Genomic DNA, 16,315 nt, shown 5'->3' with positions numbered 1-16,315 from the left:
AGCTGCCCAAAAAACAATTTTAGTTTACTTGTAAATTATAAATACGGCACGGTTTCTGTCAATCAAAAGCGCTCTGCCGCCCTGTAGGCAATTACGCCTGGTCATCCTTGGGTAAATACTCTTGACCATCATCAATCAAATCGGTCTTGATCTTGGTGGTTGAAATACCCTGGGTCCGGGGCAAATAGATGACCTTACAATATGGTTTAAGAAAGTCGAACTGCCCTTTCCAATCGTCCCCCATGACAAAAATATCGACGCCGAAGCGTTTGACGTCACCAATCTTTTGATCCCAATCTTTCTCAGGAATTACTTGATCCACGTAACGAATGGCTTCCAATATATATTTGCGATGTTCGTAGCTGTGATAAGCTTCCTTATGCTTTTGCGCATTGAACTCGTCGGTGGATAAAGCCACGATCAGCTTATCGCCTAACGCTGCAGCGCGCTCTAGCAAACGGATATGGCCCCAATGTAACAAATCAAATGTGCCGTACGTAATCACGGTCGTCATAGTCTTCCTCTTTTCCTTACTGCACAATAATGGCTACATTTTACCACAATCATGTACCTGACCCGAAAGCACTACTTCTTTGGAAACCACATGCTGAATTCACGTAAGGGTGTCGCCGCCCCATAGCCCAGAACGGCTAGCCGTCCCTGGGCGGGATCGGCCACCAGCGTATACCCCGCATATTCAGTGGTTTCACCGTATCGGCGGTCCCAGCGGGCGTTGTAGCCGGTGGTCAACTGATGGCCCTTACCCATCAAGGCCGAACAATTCAGCAGGAGATAGCGAATATCATGGTCTAGAAAAGTCTGTTCAATGTGCCGGTGGCCGCAGACATAGGCGGTAATGCGGGCGTTGCGGATATGGGTGAAATCAAAGGGCATATCGATTTGAAAATCCGCTTTTTTGGCATGGTTGTTGACTTGTCCGCGGGCATGCAGGTTAAACGCACGAAACAGTTCATGCAGAGTCCGGCCATTATAGTGGAGTCCATCCTTGTGGTTGGCCTTCAACAGATTGCCGTGACCACAGACGATGATTGATTTATTATCAGACATTTGCAAAATCTGAGCGATTTCGGCCACTTGGCCCGTGCGCACGGCCAAGTTTAATTTCACATCGTATTTCTTGATGCCAAACCGATTCAACTCGTAAGGCACATCACTGGTATTGATGAATAAGAAGCGCACCGGACCCACATCCAGCCAGGCCACGCCGTATTTCTGGCTAAACCGCTGCAAAGCTGGCTGCTTGTAATCTGCCGCCAACACAATATCATTGAAGGTGTTTGCGGTGAAACTCGCACGGCGCACGGTCTGATGTTCATCAAATTTGTCATTATCATCGTGGTTGCCTTTAGCGATATAAAAGGGCTTATTCAGTGGTTGCTGAAAGGCCGCCACGCAATCCTGTAAATGGGCGATCGACACTGGTGCTGGTTCACTACCGTCAATGAGGTCTCCCAGGTGGGCATAGGCATCCACACCAGGCTGACTGGCCACATCGGCGACGAATTCCTTGGTGTGTTGGAGTCCGTTGATGCCGTAAAATGTCGGATCAAATCCCGCCTTGTAGTGGGTGTCGGTGATAATCGCCAGGCTGGCGGTTTCACCCGGCCGGGTGAGTTGCACTAATTGTTGCTGAAACGGGGCCAAGGCACTGGCCACCCGGGGGCGGGGACTGGTATCTAAATCACTTGTCGGTGACACTTTTTTTGATCCGAAAAAGGCCATAATCAACCTGCTTTCTGTTTTTCTTTCATTTTAGCATGGTGCATGCAAAAAAAGCCCCAGTGGGTAAACACTGGAGCCAATGCGCTCACATCAAATTACTTAGCGGCTACCCATTTACCATCACCGGGTGACACATACACGTTCGTGGCCACCCGATAGTAGAAACCACCAGGAAGATAAAGTCTGCCAGTCGTGCGCCAGCGAGAACCCTTGGCCAACTTTTTGCCGGTCGGTACGGTGTCCCTGCGCATCGTTGCTGCACCGTTCGCCCTGGTGATCGTAAAGATGCCCGGTCTATCGGAGACCGTAACGTCCGCTGCTTTCACAAATTGATTTCCACCAACTTGGAAGCCCAGCACATCACCGTCAATACTCATGACTACCTGGCCAAACTGCCATCTTGAATTGTACGGTAGTGTTTTAGAGGTTGGATTATACCAGTCACCTTGGGCATAAACCTTGGCCCCGGCCGGATTACTCACTTGCAAGATGTCGTGAGTCCAGTAGCTGTAACCATAACGATAGCTCTGTTTGGACACCACAACACTCGCCGGCAGCCAGAGATTAGTACCCACTTGATAGGCATAATCAGCCGCCTTGCCGGAATATTTGTACGTAATGGTCTCTTTCGCACCATACCGCCATGCGGTACCGGGGGCTAATGTCCGGTTGGCAGGCGTCAATAATTTGGAATCGGTATATAATTGCTGTGCCTGTTTGCCCATTGTGAGCACGCCAAAATCATTTTCTGCGGCATATTGGTTGAGGTCTTCAGCAGTCCAGGAATCGAGCCCCACCCAGCCATCAGGAATGTGGTAAGCCACCACCTGATTTGTTTTGGTATTCGTGGCAATTTGATCGTAGGCGGCGACGGCTTGGTTGGTCATGTAACGTTGGGCAAAATGAATCACTTCCGAACCAAAGATCTTCAGTTCTGGATCCTTGTATGCGCTGAGGACCCCCTCCCCGTGACGGAAGTAAATGTAGCCAGTCTTGTTTAAAACAGCTAATGAATCCGTGGTATCGGTAATTTCCGTATCGTTGCCGGCCGCATGCACCGGCACAGCACTTGCTGTTGTCACACCGACAGTAAGCAGTGCCACACTACACAGAAAGACGAATGATTTCTTCATGGTTTATTCTCCTCGTGGTGCATTATTTTTGGGGCATCCAAGTGCCTAAATTACTGTCCACCCACAGATATGTGGCAATTTGATAATAGAAGCGATTGTGCATAAAAGTGACAGATGTCGTACGCCAACGAGAACCACCCGCTACTTTACGTTGGACGGTACCGGGGCCGTTCACAATGTCTGCTCCACCCTTTTGGGCAGTGAAAACACCCCGCCGCTGGACAATGCTGGCATCTGATTCAAGTACAAACTCATTAGTGCCAACCTGGTAGCCAATTAATTCATCCAGCCGATTTGTCACACCCCGGGCAAATTGCCACCGCGATCCCTTAGGCAACACTCGACCAGTGGGTTTCTTGAAAGTTAGATCGGAATAAACGCGCGCACCCGCGTTATTGTTCACTTGCACAATATCGTGATGCCAGACGCTGGTACCTGGCTGATAGGAGGTCAAAAAACGTACGCCCTCGGCCGGCAGCCAAAGATTCGTGGCGACGCGATAAGAATATGTGCGCTCTGGGTCATTACCGCGAATAACACCTAAAACGGCCGTATACCGCCATCTGGACGATGCGGGTACCGTTCGGTTAGCCGGTTTCGTTAATTTGGCGTCCGTATAGAGCTGCTGCGAATAATCTGGTGCAGTCAGGACCCCAAAATCATCAGACTGGGAAAACTTCTCAGTCACAGAACTAGTGACATTGGTCGCCGCCGAAACTGGTTGTGCAGCCACCACCACTGCTCCGAAACTAAGCAATACGGCACCGAATAATACGACAAATGATTTCTTCATTGCTAAATCCCCTTTGTGACAGCTGAAATGTATTTGTAACACTACTGTCATATTTATCGTAGCCCACCTGGCGCTCAACTGCAAGCGCTATAAGTTAAGAATTTGTTAACATCATACCTGGGTATCCATTTTGATTGGCCTCGCACTTTTGACTTCCTAGCAGTCTTGTCCGGTATCCATTCGCAAAAAGAAGCTCTCAGTGGACTGTTTTGCCTACTGAGAGCTTCTCTTTGTGTTTCTCATAATCTATTGCGGAATTGAATCCAACCGCTTAGCGCCTGTCTAGTTCGCTTTTATCCAGATATATTACTTGCTTGGCGTCCAGGTCCCAGCAATGGCGCCAATATACAGATCAGTGGCCACTTGGTAATAGAAACCACCATGCATATAAACAATGCGATTGGTCTGCCACCGGGAACCACCGGCCAATTGTCGTCCGACAACACGACCGGAATTAATCGTAAAAGCACTGGCATGTCCCACAGTGAAAATACCGCGCCGTTGAACGAGCGTCGTATTCGATGCCGCCACGAATTCGTTACCGCCAACCTGGTAACCATAGAGTTGACCGCCATCATTAATCAGCGCCCGACCGAACTGCCACTGGGAACCAGCTGGCAATTTTCGACCAGTCGTATGTTGCAATGCGATGTCCGAGTAAACCGGTGCGCCCCCTTTTAGAACCTGGACAATATCGTGGTGATAGATGCTGAAGCCAGGTTGATAAGATAGCACACTGCTCTCGCTTGCGGGTAACCATAAGTTTGTGCCGACCCGGTAAGACCAAACCTTAGTTGAACCATCGCTGTAATTCTGTATCCCGCGAACGGTATAACGCCACTGCGAACCCGCAGGTAAAGTACGGTTAGCAGCCTTAGTCAACTGATGATCCGTGTAAAGCATTGCCGCCCGCGGACCGACCGTGACGACACCAAAATCGCTGTGACTGATGTCGTTGTCTGTCGGATTCGTCCGTGTGACATTGTGAGTGGCCGCTACGGCGGGTTGCGCAGAAAATGTGGCCGCCCCTAAGCCGAGCAGCGCAGCACTGAATAAAACGATCAATGATTTCTTCATTGCTAAATCCCCCTTATGACAGCTGAAACATTTTTGTAATCTTTCTGTCACAATCATAGTAAGCCGCTGAATCTCGAACTGCAAGCGGTATAAGTTAAGAATTCATTAATAGCTTACCTAAGTTTGCGTTTGCCAGAATTCTGATACTGTTTCGCATGTGTTATTTACCACGAACGAGTACCGTAGATGGGTGCCTATCTATTCGACTAAGTCATCTGTACACAAAAACACCCGTGGTCGCCCACAGGTGCAAGATGTTTCATTTGATTAACTAACCAATCCGGCCCCGCAGAATCGCATGGGCCACTTCTTTATCGTTGAAACCATCGTCGCCTTGAACAAATACTCGGCCGCCATAACCTAATACCACGACTGCAATATCGTTCAACAGGTTGTTAGCCCGAGCGTCTTCGCTTTCCCGATCGACCAAGTGGTCAAAGCCGATAGCGCCTGGTGCAGAAGCACCACGCTTCAAGATCAATGTATCCACCCGACCTTCAATGGCTGCACGGGCAATATCTGGCACTGCCGAGCTGGCCCGGTTACCAGAACGGGCATCGTCATTGGCCTTTTGCACTCGTTTCTTCGCAATGACCCGGAGTTCTTCTTCCAACTCCACCGCGACAGCGTGCAGATCATTCTTATTCAGCTTCGGCGGCATCTTGGCAATCCGCGGTTGATCCAATAGTACACCGCTCTTGGAAATCTTACGGTACTCCCCTTGAACTTCATCCACTGCCATGAGGATGACTGGGGTATGTGTCGGTACAGAGATGTTGGCTCGAATCCAATCGTCCACCATCTTGAAGTAGCGTTCCGTGTCAGCCCGGTCCGTTTCTTCCTTGGGATCGTGACCATGGAACACGGAATTGCCCCGGGCACCCGTCGACCGCTGCATATCATTGTCGTTCTTTAATTCAGTACCAATGGCATCCGCTCGATTGGTGGGCGCACTCTTTGGCAGATCGACTTCTGTGACATCATGACCGTGGACAGAGAATAACTTGAAGCTTTCTTTTTCCAGGGCCAGTAAATCATAGTTGATGTTGTATTGGTCATTTTCAATAATCGGTAAGACATAAAGGTTTTCAGTTATTTTCACTTCTGGATTCAACGGGAGGCGCATAAAGTATTGATACACGTGATCCGCCCCAGCAATGACGGCCATGCTGGTATTGGTGCCGCTAATCAGCTGACGTTCCGCCAAGATCAGCGCAAACTTCTCACCGAAGGGCCGCCACTCCGCATCTGGATACTTCTTCGCAAAGTCTGCTTGGGCCTGCGAAACCAAGCTCTTAAACTGAGTCCGGTCTTTCTCCATGGTGACATCTTCAGGATGGACTGGCATGAACAATGAAACAAATGGGCCATGGACGCCAACATCCTGTACAAGTGCTTGTAAATCATCACGTAAACTCACATAAACCGCCCCTATCTATTCAATTAATTGTGGCGCAGTTGGTACTGCTTCCAATACCAGCATAACAGGTTTTCCCCTTAGTGGCGAACAATTACCCCGGAAAAAGCAATATTCCCACTCACTGAATGATGTGATGGATCAACTTGGGTGCTGTGGCATTATCACCGATATGGATGGCGGCTAGCACCATATCCACCACATCTGGGCGTGCCGGTTCTTCGGCATAAATGGTCGCCAATAATTCGCCATGGGCGACCTTGTCACCAATTTTCTTATGCAAAACCAAACCCACAGCATGATCGACGACATCGCCCTTCTTCTGGCGGCCGCCGCCAAGAATCATACTCGCAACACCCAAGCGATCCGTGGCCATCTGGTCAACAACACCGGCTTTTGGCGCCAACACTGGAATGGTGTGGTTAGCTTGCGGCATCTTGGTAGGATGATCCACAATACTGGCATCTCCGCCTTGGGCGGTGATCATTTCTTTGAACTTGGCCAGAGCACTGCCGTCTGCCAGGCGATTCTCCAAAATCCGCCGCGCCGTCGGTAAATCTTCCGCAATTTCTGCTTGTATCAGCATGTGGGCGCCCAGCGTGAGCGTCAATTCCCGCACATCCGCTGGGCCCTTGTTCTTGAGAACATCAATGGACTCAGCGATTTCTAAGGCATTCCCAATCGCATAACCCAATGGTTGAGACATGTCAGTGAGCAGGGCGACAATCTTGATCCCTGCTTGGTGACCGATCCGCACCAAGGCTTCTGCCAATTCGGTGGCGCGGGCTTCAGTCTTCATAAAGGCCCCGTTGCCGGTTTTGACATCCAATACCAGACCATCCGTACCGGAAGCCAGTTTTTTACTCATAATAGAACTGCTGATCAATGGAATGGCTTCTACTGTGCCGGTAACATCGCGCAACGCATAAATCTTCTTGTCGGCCGGCGCCAAATTACCTGTGGCACTGGTAATGGCCGTCCCAATCGTGGTCACCTGTTGAATGAATTGTTCTTCAGTCAAGTCCACATTGAATCCGGGAATGGCCTCTAACTTATCCAGCGTCCCGCCAGTATGACCGAGTCCGCGACCAGAAATCATGGGGTTTTTGGCTCCGGCGGCAGCCACTAAGGGGGCCAACGGAATCGAGATTTTATCCCCCACTCCGCCAGTAGAATGTTTATCTACTTTAATGCCAGGAATTTTGGCCAAATTCAGGACATCTCCGGAGTGCAGCATGGCATCGGTTAGCACACTGATCTCCAGCGGCGTCATATTTTGAAAGTAAATCGCCATGAGCCAGGCACTCATTTGATAATCTGGAATGGTTCCCTGGGTGTACCCATCAATCACAAAATCAATTTGTTCTTTCGTCAGTTCTTGTCCATCTCGTTTGGCTTGAATAATATCGACCATCCGCATGGTAAATCCCCTCGTCTTTCTCTTCACTTCTTGATAACACCAGTATATCATCGCCGAAAAGCGTTTTCGAACCGAGGTATACACTGAGTATATTGGAATATGACCTTACACTTTTGTTAGCACGAGCGTTTCGATAGCGCTTTCTCCCACTTTCTGCGCATCCGTTGCGGATTCTTCAACGGTATTTGCCCCCTCGATTTTACGACCAATTAGCCATTCTTCCCGCCGTTTTGACAAACCCATGCTAGGCTGAAAAGTAGTCGTTCACTAACTCTGTACACGGCCCCCAGCCTATGCTATGCTCATTTATCATCATTACTGAAAAGAGGAAAGAATGAGATGAAAGTTAGAAAAGTGGGGAATTCCCATGTCTTAACAGTGCCCAGCAGTATTCCCTTTTTACCCAACGCAGACTATGGTGTCTTCGCTGGGGAGCAAGGCGCCATCGTATTTTATCCGAAGAGTAAAAACCCCTTCAAAGATCGCGAATTTTTACAGACCCATTCCGGATTACGGTGTACCACCGATGCGTGATCTATACTTCCCCCAGCGCCAAGACATTATTTGGCTGGCAGCCAAGAAGTCAGCAGATAAAAAAAGAGCCGCCGTGGTCATCAGTAATGCCGGCTACTGTGCCTATACCGGCCAAGTCATCTGCTGTCCTGTGGTGCGCCAGCCCAATGCCCAATTATTGGCAGACAAAATGATCGTACCCTTATCGGCCAGCAGCGGCATTCGCGGCTGTGCCGATCCGTTGCGGCCGTTCACCATTAAAGTGGCGGACACCCATACCTGGTACGTTGCTCAATTGGGAGACGATGCATTTGCCCAAATATTGCGACTGATCCATTGCATTATCGCGTAAGCGCCTCTTTTTTATCGCCCAGCGACGTGTTAGTCTTGTAACAAACACGCGAGGAGGTCACCATTGTGTCCGTTTTTAACGAAGCCATTGCCCACCAATTACCCAAGGTGGAGTTGCATTGTCACTTGGATGGATCGATTTCAATTCCCACAATTCGAGAAATTGCAGAGATGCAGCATATTCCGATCCCGGCGACGGATGAAGAATTAGCGCGGAAGGTCATTGCACCACCGGATGTCTCTTCCTTAATGGAATACTTGGAACGCTTCGATTTCATCGGGCCTTTATTGCAAATTCCAGAGGCATTGTCGTTGGCCGCTTTTGACGTGGCCAGTCAGGCGGCGCGAGAAAATGTGCGCTATTTAGAAGTCCGCTTCGCACCCACCTTATCCACAGACAAGGGCATGACAGAAGCGGATACGATCATTGCGGTGGCCCACGGTTTAGCCCGCGCCCAGGAAGAAACGGGCATTACTACTCGAATTTTGATCTGTGGTATGCGCCAGCAACCGATCGAACGATCGATCACGGCGTTCACTGCTGGCAACGTCCTCAAAGATAAAGGCGTTGTGGGCGTGGATTTTGCCGGTGATGAGGCCCATTTCCCGCCCCATACTTTGCAACCGGCCATTGATTATGCGGCCGCACACCATATTCCGCTCACTTTGCACGCCGGTGAATGCGGCTGTGTGGAAAATGTGGTCGAGGCAATCAAGCTGGGGGCTAAACGGATCGGTCACGGGACCGCCATCCACGGTCATGCTGATGCACTGCAGCTGGCCCACGATACGGACACATTGTTTGAAATCTGTTTGACTTCGAACTTGCAGACTAAGGCAGCCAGCGATATTGACCACTTCCATTACCGGGACCTGGCCGCGGCCCATGTGCCGTTCAATATTAGTACCGACAACCGGACAGTGTCCCATACTAATCTCACCCGCGAATACATGTTATTCCATGAACTGTTTGGGTTGGAGGCGGCCGATTTCCAGGCCAGCAACCTGACGTCCATGACCCACGCTTTTGCCGATCCAAAAACAATCGACGCGGTCACGCAACAATTACACGATGATTATCAGGCACTGCGCAAAACGTTGGTTTGATCCGCGCATGCAAAAAGCCGACCCTGCGGCCGGCTTTTTATTTTCACTTGTTGGAATTGTTAATTCGTTTGCTGCCAATCGGCGATTGTCTTGGCCGATAACGCAATAGAAACAACGGCGTCGGCTTTGACATTTTCTGCAAACAAATCAAAGCCGTGGACACCGGCAACGGCGCCGAGTACTTCCAGCGCATACATCATGATCTGACAGTCTCGACGCGGCGCATAACCATCCTGATAGACATCCTCATGATTATACGTAAAATGCACGGTGTTTTCTGGTAAAACACCGTCCACATGGTTGACCATCAAGCGGTCGTGGACCTCACTGACCGGAGCTGACCCGCCGTCAAGATCCAAATCATGACTGGATCCGTCTTCATAGTACTTCTCCTGGCTCATGGTCAAATAAGTCTGTACAGGCTCCGGTAATACCTTTAAAGCATCCACAATGGCGTACACTTTTTGTTCGTCTAATGCGGCACGTTTACTCACGATATCGTCAACATGACTTTCCAGCCAGTCGGCATATTCACTAATTGCAGTGGGTTCCATATCCGTCCTCCTAAAATCCCGAGTCAATTGATTTGTCCTGGAACAAGTGACAATGCGGAGCAGTCGGAGGTGGCAGGGAGCTCAGTGGTGGAAACAGCAATAATCTTGGCCTGGTTTTGGCCAAGATTATATGCTGTTAGGCGACTTTGAGACCGCGCACTTTGCGGGCTCAAAGCGCCGTCACCACGTTCCAGCCCCCTGCCACCGGAGACTGCGCAGCTTTGGCACGGCATCGCAGAACTATCTTTCAGTTGACCCCAACTTTTTCACTGTTATTATACACTATTCACGAATTGGGCGAAGATTGTCATTTTCCACAAACATTCTTTGCAAACTTTATTCTTGCTTTCATCACATGAGACTAATAAAATGTAAGTGGATAAGGCAATGGCGTGGTATGTTTGCTTTTTTCAGAAAGGATGCGGTCCTTATGTCAACAGTTAGGAACTTCTTGTTGCCCATCGTCGATTATCGCGGCCGTCCTCTCGTCCTAAAGCCAACTGTCACTTACACCATGCATCTCAAAAATGGGTATATCGTGGCGTTGACCGCAAACCAACGGGTGGAGCGGTTACCCAATCTCCTGAACGGTGCGCTTTCTTAGGCACTTCCCAACGAATAAAAATGACCATCGTCAATTTGTCTTGACGATGGTCATTTTGTTTACCTGGTATTCGGTTTATGCGCCGGCATGGTCTGGGGACCAATCGGCGCCATGGATAGTGCTGCGGGCGTATCCACGGTCGTTTGTTCCGAAGAAGTCCGTTTGACCGCGGCATGCATCTGCGGATTCGGATGCGGCAGCAAAGCCATCCCAATCACGGTCAAGATAATTAATCCCGTACCGATCAGTTCCGCCGGGCCGAAATGGCGATTGAACATGAGAATCGACAAAATTGCCGCCCCCAATGGTTCAAAGGAATCGAGGACACTGGCCACTGTGGCCGTCGTATATTTGAGACTGCCCAAATACATCGCATACGCAATCACAGTGCCGAAAAACAGGATAAAGAGATACGCGCCAACGCCGGCATCAGTTAAATGTGGTACCCACTCCTGCACGGGCACAGTCGGCGCCATCACGATACCACCAATCAGCATGGACCAGCCGACGGTAGAAATTGCGCCGAACTCACGAATCAGGTTGCGCGGCATCAAGGTGTACACTGCTGCAGCGAAGGCCGCGGCAATGCCCCAGAAAAGACCATTCGGGGTAATCGCCAAATGACCCAAGTCGCCGCGGGTGACGATCAAGTAAGTACCCATGATTGCCAACAACACGGCGATAATATCGATACGTGCCGGTAATTTACGCTCGGCCAAGGCTAAGTACAAGACCACCAAGATTGGCGAAGTAAATTGCAGAATCGTCGCCGTCGCGGCATCTGAAACGGCCACGGCTTGGTAGTAAATAAACTGCATTGAAACCATGCCGATGGCGGTAAACGCCAATAACGACAAAATGTTTTGCCAACTACGCCAAATTCCGAGCATTTTCTCCTTTTGCGTAAACAATCCTGCACCAACCAGTAAAGCGCCAGACAAAAGCATCTTTGACGCGATCAACCAATGCACTGAGACGTGATTGGTGGTAAACAACAACTGAGACATGGGACCAGATACTCCCCACATCAAGGCCGCACTTCCGGCCAACAGGATCCCGTATTGACTTTTCTTCATCCTCATTTTCCTTTTACGCTTAATTCTGAACTACTTCTCCGCTGGCTTTTCAGCCTTCTGTTCTTTTCCTTCGGCGGATACTTTACCCGACTTCACGACCAGTACATCACAAAGCGCATGGCGATTAACATATTCGGTGACCGAACCCACCAGCAATCGCTCCACGGCATTCAACCCAGTAGCGCCAATCATGATCAAATCGTTGTGGTGGTCTTCCAAGAAATCTTTAGCAATGACCGTCTTGGGATTGCCAAAGCGGACATGGATCGATAAGTCGCTAAAATTGTCCTCTTCCTGCACTTTTTCCGCAATGTTTTGTAAATAGTTCTGGGCATCCTCAGATAATTGATAAATCGTATCTTCAGTGATCATGCCGCCATAACTGCCGACAAATTGTTTCGTATCTAACACATGCAGGAGATCGATGTGGGCGTGGTTCAATTTCGCGACCATGACGGCCTTGTTTAAAGCTCGCTCAGACTCTGCAGAACCGTCCAAGGGAACTAAAATATTGGTATATTCTTGCGCCATTGTACTCCCATCCTTTCACTTTTCAACTTCTCTGACTCCAACTCCAGCATAGAGCGCCAGCCGGGGGCTTGCAAGCAATTTGTCAATGATTCACGAGGTTTCTTGCGCAGCCATAAACCGAGTCACTAATTCACTGCCGGCCACCCGCAATCCCCGCCGCCAAATACCGATGCTTTCGCTGCCCATAATGCCCATCACCCGAGTTAAATAAGTATCGGCGAACAGCTGACTAAGTTCCGGATCCGGAGTGTGATCGCCTTGTAAAGCAATCACCACCGGCACATGGGCGGCGCGAGCCAGCCGAGTCAGAGGCATCACGCGGCCTATTTTACCCATCACCGGCGTCAATACGGGCGCAGCGGTCACCAACAGGTCGGTGTGCTGCAAGACTTTATTGAATCCCACCAGATCGCCTAACCATGGTGCCAGACTTACCGCCGGCTGCGCTCCCACCGCCAGCAAAGCCCCGACCACGCCACCGCCGGCACCACTACCAGGCACGTCCGCAATGGTGGTGCCTTGACTGGTTTGTAACAACGCCTGGGCTTCTTGAGGATGCTGGTCAATGCTTTCCTTTTGGTCCTGGGAAAAGCGGTAACGCAAAGCCTCAATAGGGGAAAAACTGTCTGCGCCACTGTACGTGAATAAATAATCGGTCATGACGGTCAAATTAACCCGCCGCAAAAGTAATGCCGCCTTGACGGTATCAATATAACGCATTTCTAATAATGGATTGGTGTCATTGGGAATTGTTTCTCCCCGAGCGTTGCCGACAACTGCCCCGAGCGCTTGCAGCATGCCAATTCCGCCATCGCAGATCATTCGCCGACCCACGAGCAGCACGATCCGCGAAATACCAGCAATCATAATATGCAATAACGCCTCGCCCAGGCCAAAACTGGTCGCAGTGAAAAGACTTTTCGCCCCGTCAGCCACCGGCGCCAAGGGTGGAAATAAACGATCCGTTTCCACATAAGCAGTCTGATCCGGCCCCTCACCCACCAATAAATAGCGGAACTTACTCGGCTGCCCAAAAATATCAACAACCGGAATATCATGGAATACCCCGCCGAGTGACCGCTGGACAGACTCCAACAACTGGCCTTCTGGTGGAAATGCCCAGACATCCACCTGTCCAGTGGGATCGGCGGCCTGGACACCGTCTGCTAATAATTCGCTGGCCGTCACCCCGCCTACCCCCTTGGCGAATTCGTCCGCCGACACAATCACATGCATGTTTCATTCCCCCCAATTGATCCTTTATTCTTCCATTGTACCTTCTTCATTTTTTTACTGCTATCCATGGTAAACTGGAGTAGAAAACACTTGGAAGGTGGGTCATGACACATGACACAACGTTTGTTACCGATTACTAGCGGCTGGAATTTCCGTGAATTGGGTGGTTACCCCACAAAGACTGGCGAAACAACCAAATATCACAAGATTCTGCGCTCTGGTGGTCTGGAAAAATTGAACAAGACCGATCAACAATACTTAATTGATTACGGTTTGAATATCGACATGGACTTCCGTTCCACGGAAGAACGAGAAGATTATCCTGATGTCGTGCCTGAGGGTGTGCGCTACATTTTCAATCCTGTATTGGCCGAAGATGAAACCCAAAACTCGAAAACAGCGGCTCAATTAAAAGAGCAAATGCGCCAGGACCCACAAAATGGCTATGCCCATATGTTGCAAGTTTATCGGGACATTGTCCACCAAACCCATACGCAGGATGCCTATAAGCGATTCTTTGACGCCCTGTTGACGAATGAGCAGGACGGCCAAACATTGCTTTTTCACTGTGCCGCCGGTAAGGATCGTACCGGAATGGGCGCGTATTTCTTCCTGAGCGCTTTGGACGTGCCAGAAGACGTGATTCTAGAGGATTACTTACTCACGAACACCGTGACCAAGGAACGGCTGGCCGACATGGTCAAAGCGGTCCGAGCGGATGGCGGCAACGAGACGATGGTGAAGAATATTCAATCCTTGTACTCTGTCAGTGCCGACTACCTGGCCGCCGCGCGTCATGCGATTGACAATATGAGCGGCAGTACGCCGAACTATTTGAAAGAGGTTTTGTCGCTCAGCGATGATGATCTGGCCGATTTGAAGCGCATCTATACTGAGAAAAAATAATCTGCCGTCGTAATGTTCAGGTATGGAGGTGATGACGATGCATGATGATTTGAAACAGGCCATCATTGATGCCAGTCACGAGATTGGCATCGATAAAATCGGGTTTACCACCGCAGATGATTTTGCAGCACTGAAACCGAGTTTGGTGGCCCAACGAGAGAAGGGGTATAACAGCGGTTTTGAACATCAAAACGTGGATGAACGGGTGTACCCGGATCTAATTTTTGATCACCCCCGCTCCATCATCGCCATCGCCCTGGCCTATCCTACGCGGATGCACCAACGCGCACCGCGCAGTCAGTATAAACGCGGCTACTTTGCCCGGGCTTCCTGGGGGATTGACTACCACACAATTCTGCGTGACCGAATGAACCAATTAGTGACACGCATTCGCCAACTGGCAGGGGATGCCGCCGACGTCACATTTAAACCCATGGTGGATACGGGTGAGTTGGTGGATGTGGCCGTTGCGCAGCGGGCCGGATTGGGGTTTATCGGTAAAAACGGGTTGTTGATCACTAAAGAATTCGGTTCCTGGGTATATCTTGGCGAGATCATCACCAACATTGAATTTACTCCGGACACGCCGATTGAATGTCAATGTGGAGAATGCACCCGCTGTATCGATTTTTGTCCACCCGCCGCACTTTTGGGCGATGGACACCTCAATGCCCAACGGTGCCTCTCTTATCAAACCCAAACCAAGGGGCTAATGCCGGAAGAGTTTCGGCCAATGATCCGCAATGTGATTTACGGCTGTGACATTTGTCAGCTGGTCTGTCCATTTAATAAGGGTAAGGATTTCCATTTTCACCCTGAGATGGAGCCTGATCCAGCAACGGTCAGTCCGGAGTTGGTACCGTTGCTGGATATCTCCAACAAGCAGTTCAAGGCCAAGTTTGGCCCGTTAGCGGGTTCTTGGCGCGGTAAGAAGCCGCTGCAGCGTAACGCCATCATTGCCCTCGTCAACCAACACGATCGCAGTGTGGTGCCTAAGTTGCTGGCAGTGATCGACAACGATCCCCGGCCGGTGATTCGTGGTACGGCTGCCTGGGGGGTAGGTCAATTGCTGACACAGCAAAATGATGAAATTACGATTTTTTTGCAAGATGCCCAGGCCAAAGAAAAGGAGCCAGACGTGATTCATGAATTTACGCAGGCGTTAGCCATCATCGCCCAATTGCCTGCGTAGTCAAACGAATTGAGGAAAGTTAAATGAAATTATATCAAGCACTGACCCAGGTCACGGTGGATGACACCATGATTGACGATGTGACCAATTTCAAGATCACCACACAACTGCAGGCCCCATTGCATTTTACGCCAGGCCAGCTTTATCACTATATTGACGCGGTATTGAAGTCTGGGGCGCATCATGAGGAAAACAATCTGCGCTATGTGACAGACGCGGCCTTTATTGCGGCGAATTATGATTATCGGAAGAATGATTTTACGGCGTCGTTGCAGGCGTTTGATGATAAGGTGGCGTTTGCGCAGCAGATTGTGTTGGACTTAAACCGACATTGCAGTGTGAATGTGTATCCGGATAAGCGGGAGTTTCAGATTATTTTTGTGGATTGATTTGTGATTTCCTTGCCGTGCCAATGCTGCGCAGTCTCCGGTTGAATGGGGCTGGAACGTGGTGACGGCGCTTTGAGCCCGCTGAGGAACGCGGTCTCAAAGTCGCCTAACTGCAATAAACTTGCCCAGGATCGGGGCAAGTTTATTGCAGTTTCCACCACTGAGCCCCATTCAACCTACGACTGCTCCGCATTAGCACTACTTTTGTCCAAATTCGAATAGTACTGTGAAAAAGATCCTCCGTGCCAGTGAAGTGCAACAAAAAAGTTAGAC

At 50.0% G+C, this 16,315-nt stretch carries 18 protein-coding genes; 7 read left to right on the top strand and 11 right to left on the bottom strand.

Features of this window, described 5'->3' with window-relative positions:
• Positions 1-91: 91 nt before the first annotated feature.
• From tagD to FD09_RS08890, 7 genes are all read right to left on the bottom strand, one after another.
• Positions 92-514 carry a glycerol-3-phosphate cytidylyltransferase gene (tagD, locus tag FD09_RS08920; RefSeq protein ID WP_057820539.1) on the bottom strand — a complete coding sequence of 141 codons (423 nt, stop codon included), beginning with the start codon at positions 512-514 and terminating at the stop codon, positions 92-94.
• Between the two features lie 71 nt (positions 515-585).
• Complete coding sequence (locus FD09_RS08915; protein WP_162261496.1) at positions 586-1,719, bottom strand: metallophosphoesterase family protein; 1,134 nt, start codon at positions 1,717-1,719, stop codon at positions 586-588.
• A gap of 119 nt (positions 1,720-1,838) precedes the next feature.
• Positions 1,839-2,876, bottom strand: coding sequence for an SLAP domain-containing protein (locus FD09_RS08910; protein WP_057820535.1), 1,038 nt, complete (start codon positions 2,874-2,876; stop codon positions 1,839-1,841).
• 22 nt (positions 2,877-2,898) lie between these two features.
• Positions 2,899-3,669 (bottom strand): hypothetical protein, encoded by a 771-nt coding sequence (locus FD09_RS08905; protein WP_057820533.1) that lies wholly within the window; start codon positions 3,667-3,669, stop codon positions 2,899-2,901.
• A 306-nt stretch (positions 3,670-3,975) separates the two neighbouring features.
• The gene (locus FD09_RS08900) at positions 3,976-4,746 is read right to left on the bottom strand and encodes a hypothetical protein (protein ID WP_057820528.1); all 771 of its coding nucleotides are present in this window, start codon (positions 4,744-4,746) and stop codon (positions 3,976-3,978) included.
• Positions 4,747-5,017: 271 nt separating this feature from the next.
• Positions 5,018-6,166, bottom strand: a complete 1,149-nt coding sequence (locus FD09_RS08895) for a baeRF6 domain-containing protein (RefSeq protein ID WP_057820526.1) — start codon at positions 6,164-6,166, stop codon at positions 5,018-5,020.
• 118 nt (positions 6,167-6,284) lie between these two features.
• The gene (locus FD09_RS08890) at positions 6,285-7,583 is read right to left on the bottom strand and encodes a pyrimidine-nucleoside phosphorylase (protein ID WP_057820524.1); all 1,299 of its coding nucleotides are present in this window, start codon (positions 7,581-7,583) and stop codon (positions 6,285-6,287) included.
• Between the two features lie 339 nt (positions 7,584-7,922).
• Here FD09_RS08890 and mazE point away from each other — a divergent pair, with 339 nt between their 5' ends.
• The 3 genes from mazE (at position 7,923) to add (ending at position 9,554) form a co-directional block, all read left to right on the top strand.
• Entirely contained in the window at positions 7,923-8,117 is a 195-nt protein-coding gene (gene mazE, locus FD09_RS16470) for a type II toxin-antitoxin system PemI/MazE family antitoxin (protein WP_057820522.1), read from the top strand.
• The gene (locus FD09_RS08880; RefSeq protein ID WP_057820521.1) at positions 8,110-8,448 is read left to right on the top strand and encodes a type II toxin-antitoxin system PemK/MazF family toxin; all 339 of its coding nucleotides are present in this window, start codon (positions 8,110-8,112) and stop codon (positions 8,446-8,448) included. The genes mazE and FD09_RS08880 overlap by 8 nt, the downstream gene beginning before the upstream one ends.
• Positions 8,449-8,513: 65 nt before the next feature.
• Positions 8,514-9,554, top strand: coding sequence for an adenosine deaminase (gene add / locus FD09_RS08875; protein WP_057820519.1), 1,041 nt, complete (start codon positions 8,514-8,516; stop codon positions 9,552-9,554).
• 59 nt (positions 9,555-9,613) lie between these two features.
• On the opposite strand, the gene FD09_RS08870 is transcribed toward add, so the two are convergent.
• On the bottom strand, positions 9,614-10,108 hold the full coding sequence (locus tag FD09_RS08870) for a hypothetical protein (protein ID WP_057820516.1): 495 nt from the start codon (positions 10,106-10,108) through the stop codon (positions 9,614-9,616).
• A gap of 430 nt (positions 10,109-10,538) precedes the next feature.
• Here FD09_RS08870 and FD09_RS16555 point away from each other — a divergent pair, with 430 nt between their 5' ends.
• Positions 10,539-10,712 (top strand): hypothetical protein, encoded by a 174-nt coding sequence (locus FD09_RS16555; protein WP_164480543.1) that lies wholly within the window; start codon positions 10,539-10,541, stop codon positions 10,710-10,712.
• A 59-nt stretch (positions 10,713-10,771) separates the two neighbouring features.
• On the opposite strand, the gene FD09_RS08865 is transcribed toward FD09_RS16555, so the two are convergent.
• The 3 genes from FD09_RS08865 to FD09_RS08855 all read right to left on the bottom strand — a co-directional run bounded on the left by FD09_RS08865 (position 10,772) and on the right by FD09_RS08855 (position 13,555).
• Positions 10,772-11,788 (bottom strand): DMT family transporter, encoded by a 1,017-nt coding sequence (locus FD09_RS08865; protein WP_235812253.1) that lies wholly within the window; start codon positions 11,786-11,788, stop codon positions 10,772-10,774.
• A 30-nt stretch (positions 11,789-11,818) separates the two neighbouring features.
• Positions 11,819-12,319 (bottom strand): universal stress protein, encoded by a 501-nt coding sequence (locus tag FD09_RS08860; RefSeq protein ID WP_057820514.1) that lies wholly within the window; start codon positions 12,317-12,319, stop codon positions 11,819-11,821.
• Positions 12,320-12,409: 90 nt separating this feature from the next.
• The gene (locus FD09_RS08855; RefSeq protein ID WP_057820512.1) at positions 12,410-13,555 is read right to left on the bottom strand and encodes a glycerate kinase; all 1,146 of its coding nucleotides are present in this window, start codon (positions 13,553-13,555) and stop codon (positions 12,410-12,412) included.
• 111 nt (positions 13,556-13,666) lie between these two features.
• Here FD09_RS08855 and FD09_RS08850 point away from each other — a divergent pair, with 111 nt between their 5' ends.
• Genes FD09_RS08850 through FD09_RS08840 form a run of 3 tightly spaced genes read left to right on the top strand, consistent with a single transcriptional unit; the run spans position 13,667 to position 16,042 of the window.
• Complete coding sequence (locus FD09_RS08850) at positions 13,667-14,461, top strand: tyrosine-protein phosphatase (protein ID WP_057820511.1); 795 nt, start codon at positions 13,667-13,669, stop codon at positions 14,459-14,461.
• 37 nt (positions 14,462-14,498) lie between these two features.
• Complete coding sequence (gene queG, locus FD09_RS08845; protein ID WP_057820509.1) at positions 14,499-15,653, top strand: tRNA epoxyqueuosine(34) reductase QueG; 1,155 nt, start codon at positions 14,499-14,501, stop codon at positions 15,651-15,653.
• A gap of 23 nt (positions 15,654-15,676) precedes the next feature.
• On the top strand, positions 15,677-16,042 hold the full coding sequence (locus FD09_RS08840; RefSeq protein WP_057820507.1) for a hypothetical protein: 366 nt from the start codon (positions 15,677-15,679) through the stop codon (positions 16,040-16,042).
• The last annotated feature ends 273 nt before the right edge of the window (positions 16,043-16,315 follow it).

The organism is Schleiferilactobacillus perolens DSM 12744 (assembly GCF_001435585.1).
In the GTDB taxonomy this organism is placed as follows: domain Bacteria; phylum Bacillota; class Bacilli; order Lactobacillales; family Lactobacillaceae; genus Schleiferilactobacillus; species Schleiferilactobacillus perolens.
The sequence above is the reverse complement of the archived record's forward strand: the minus strand, read 5'-3'. Positions and strand labels throughout refer to the sequence as shown.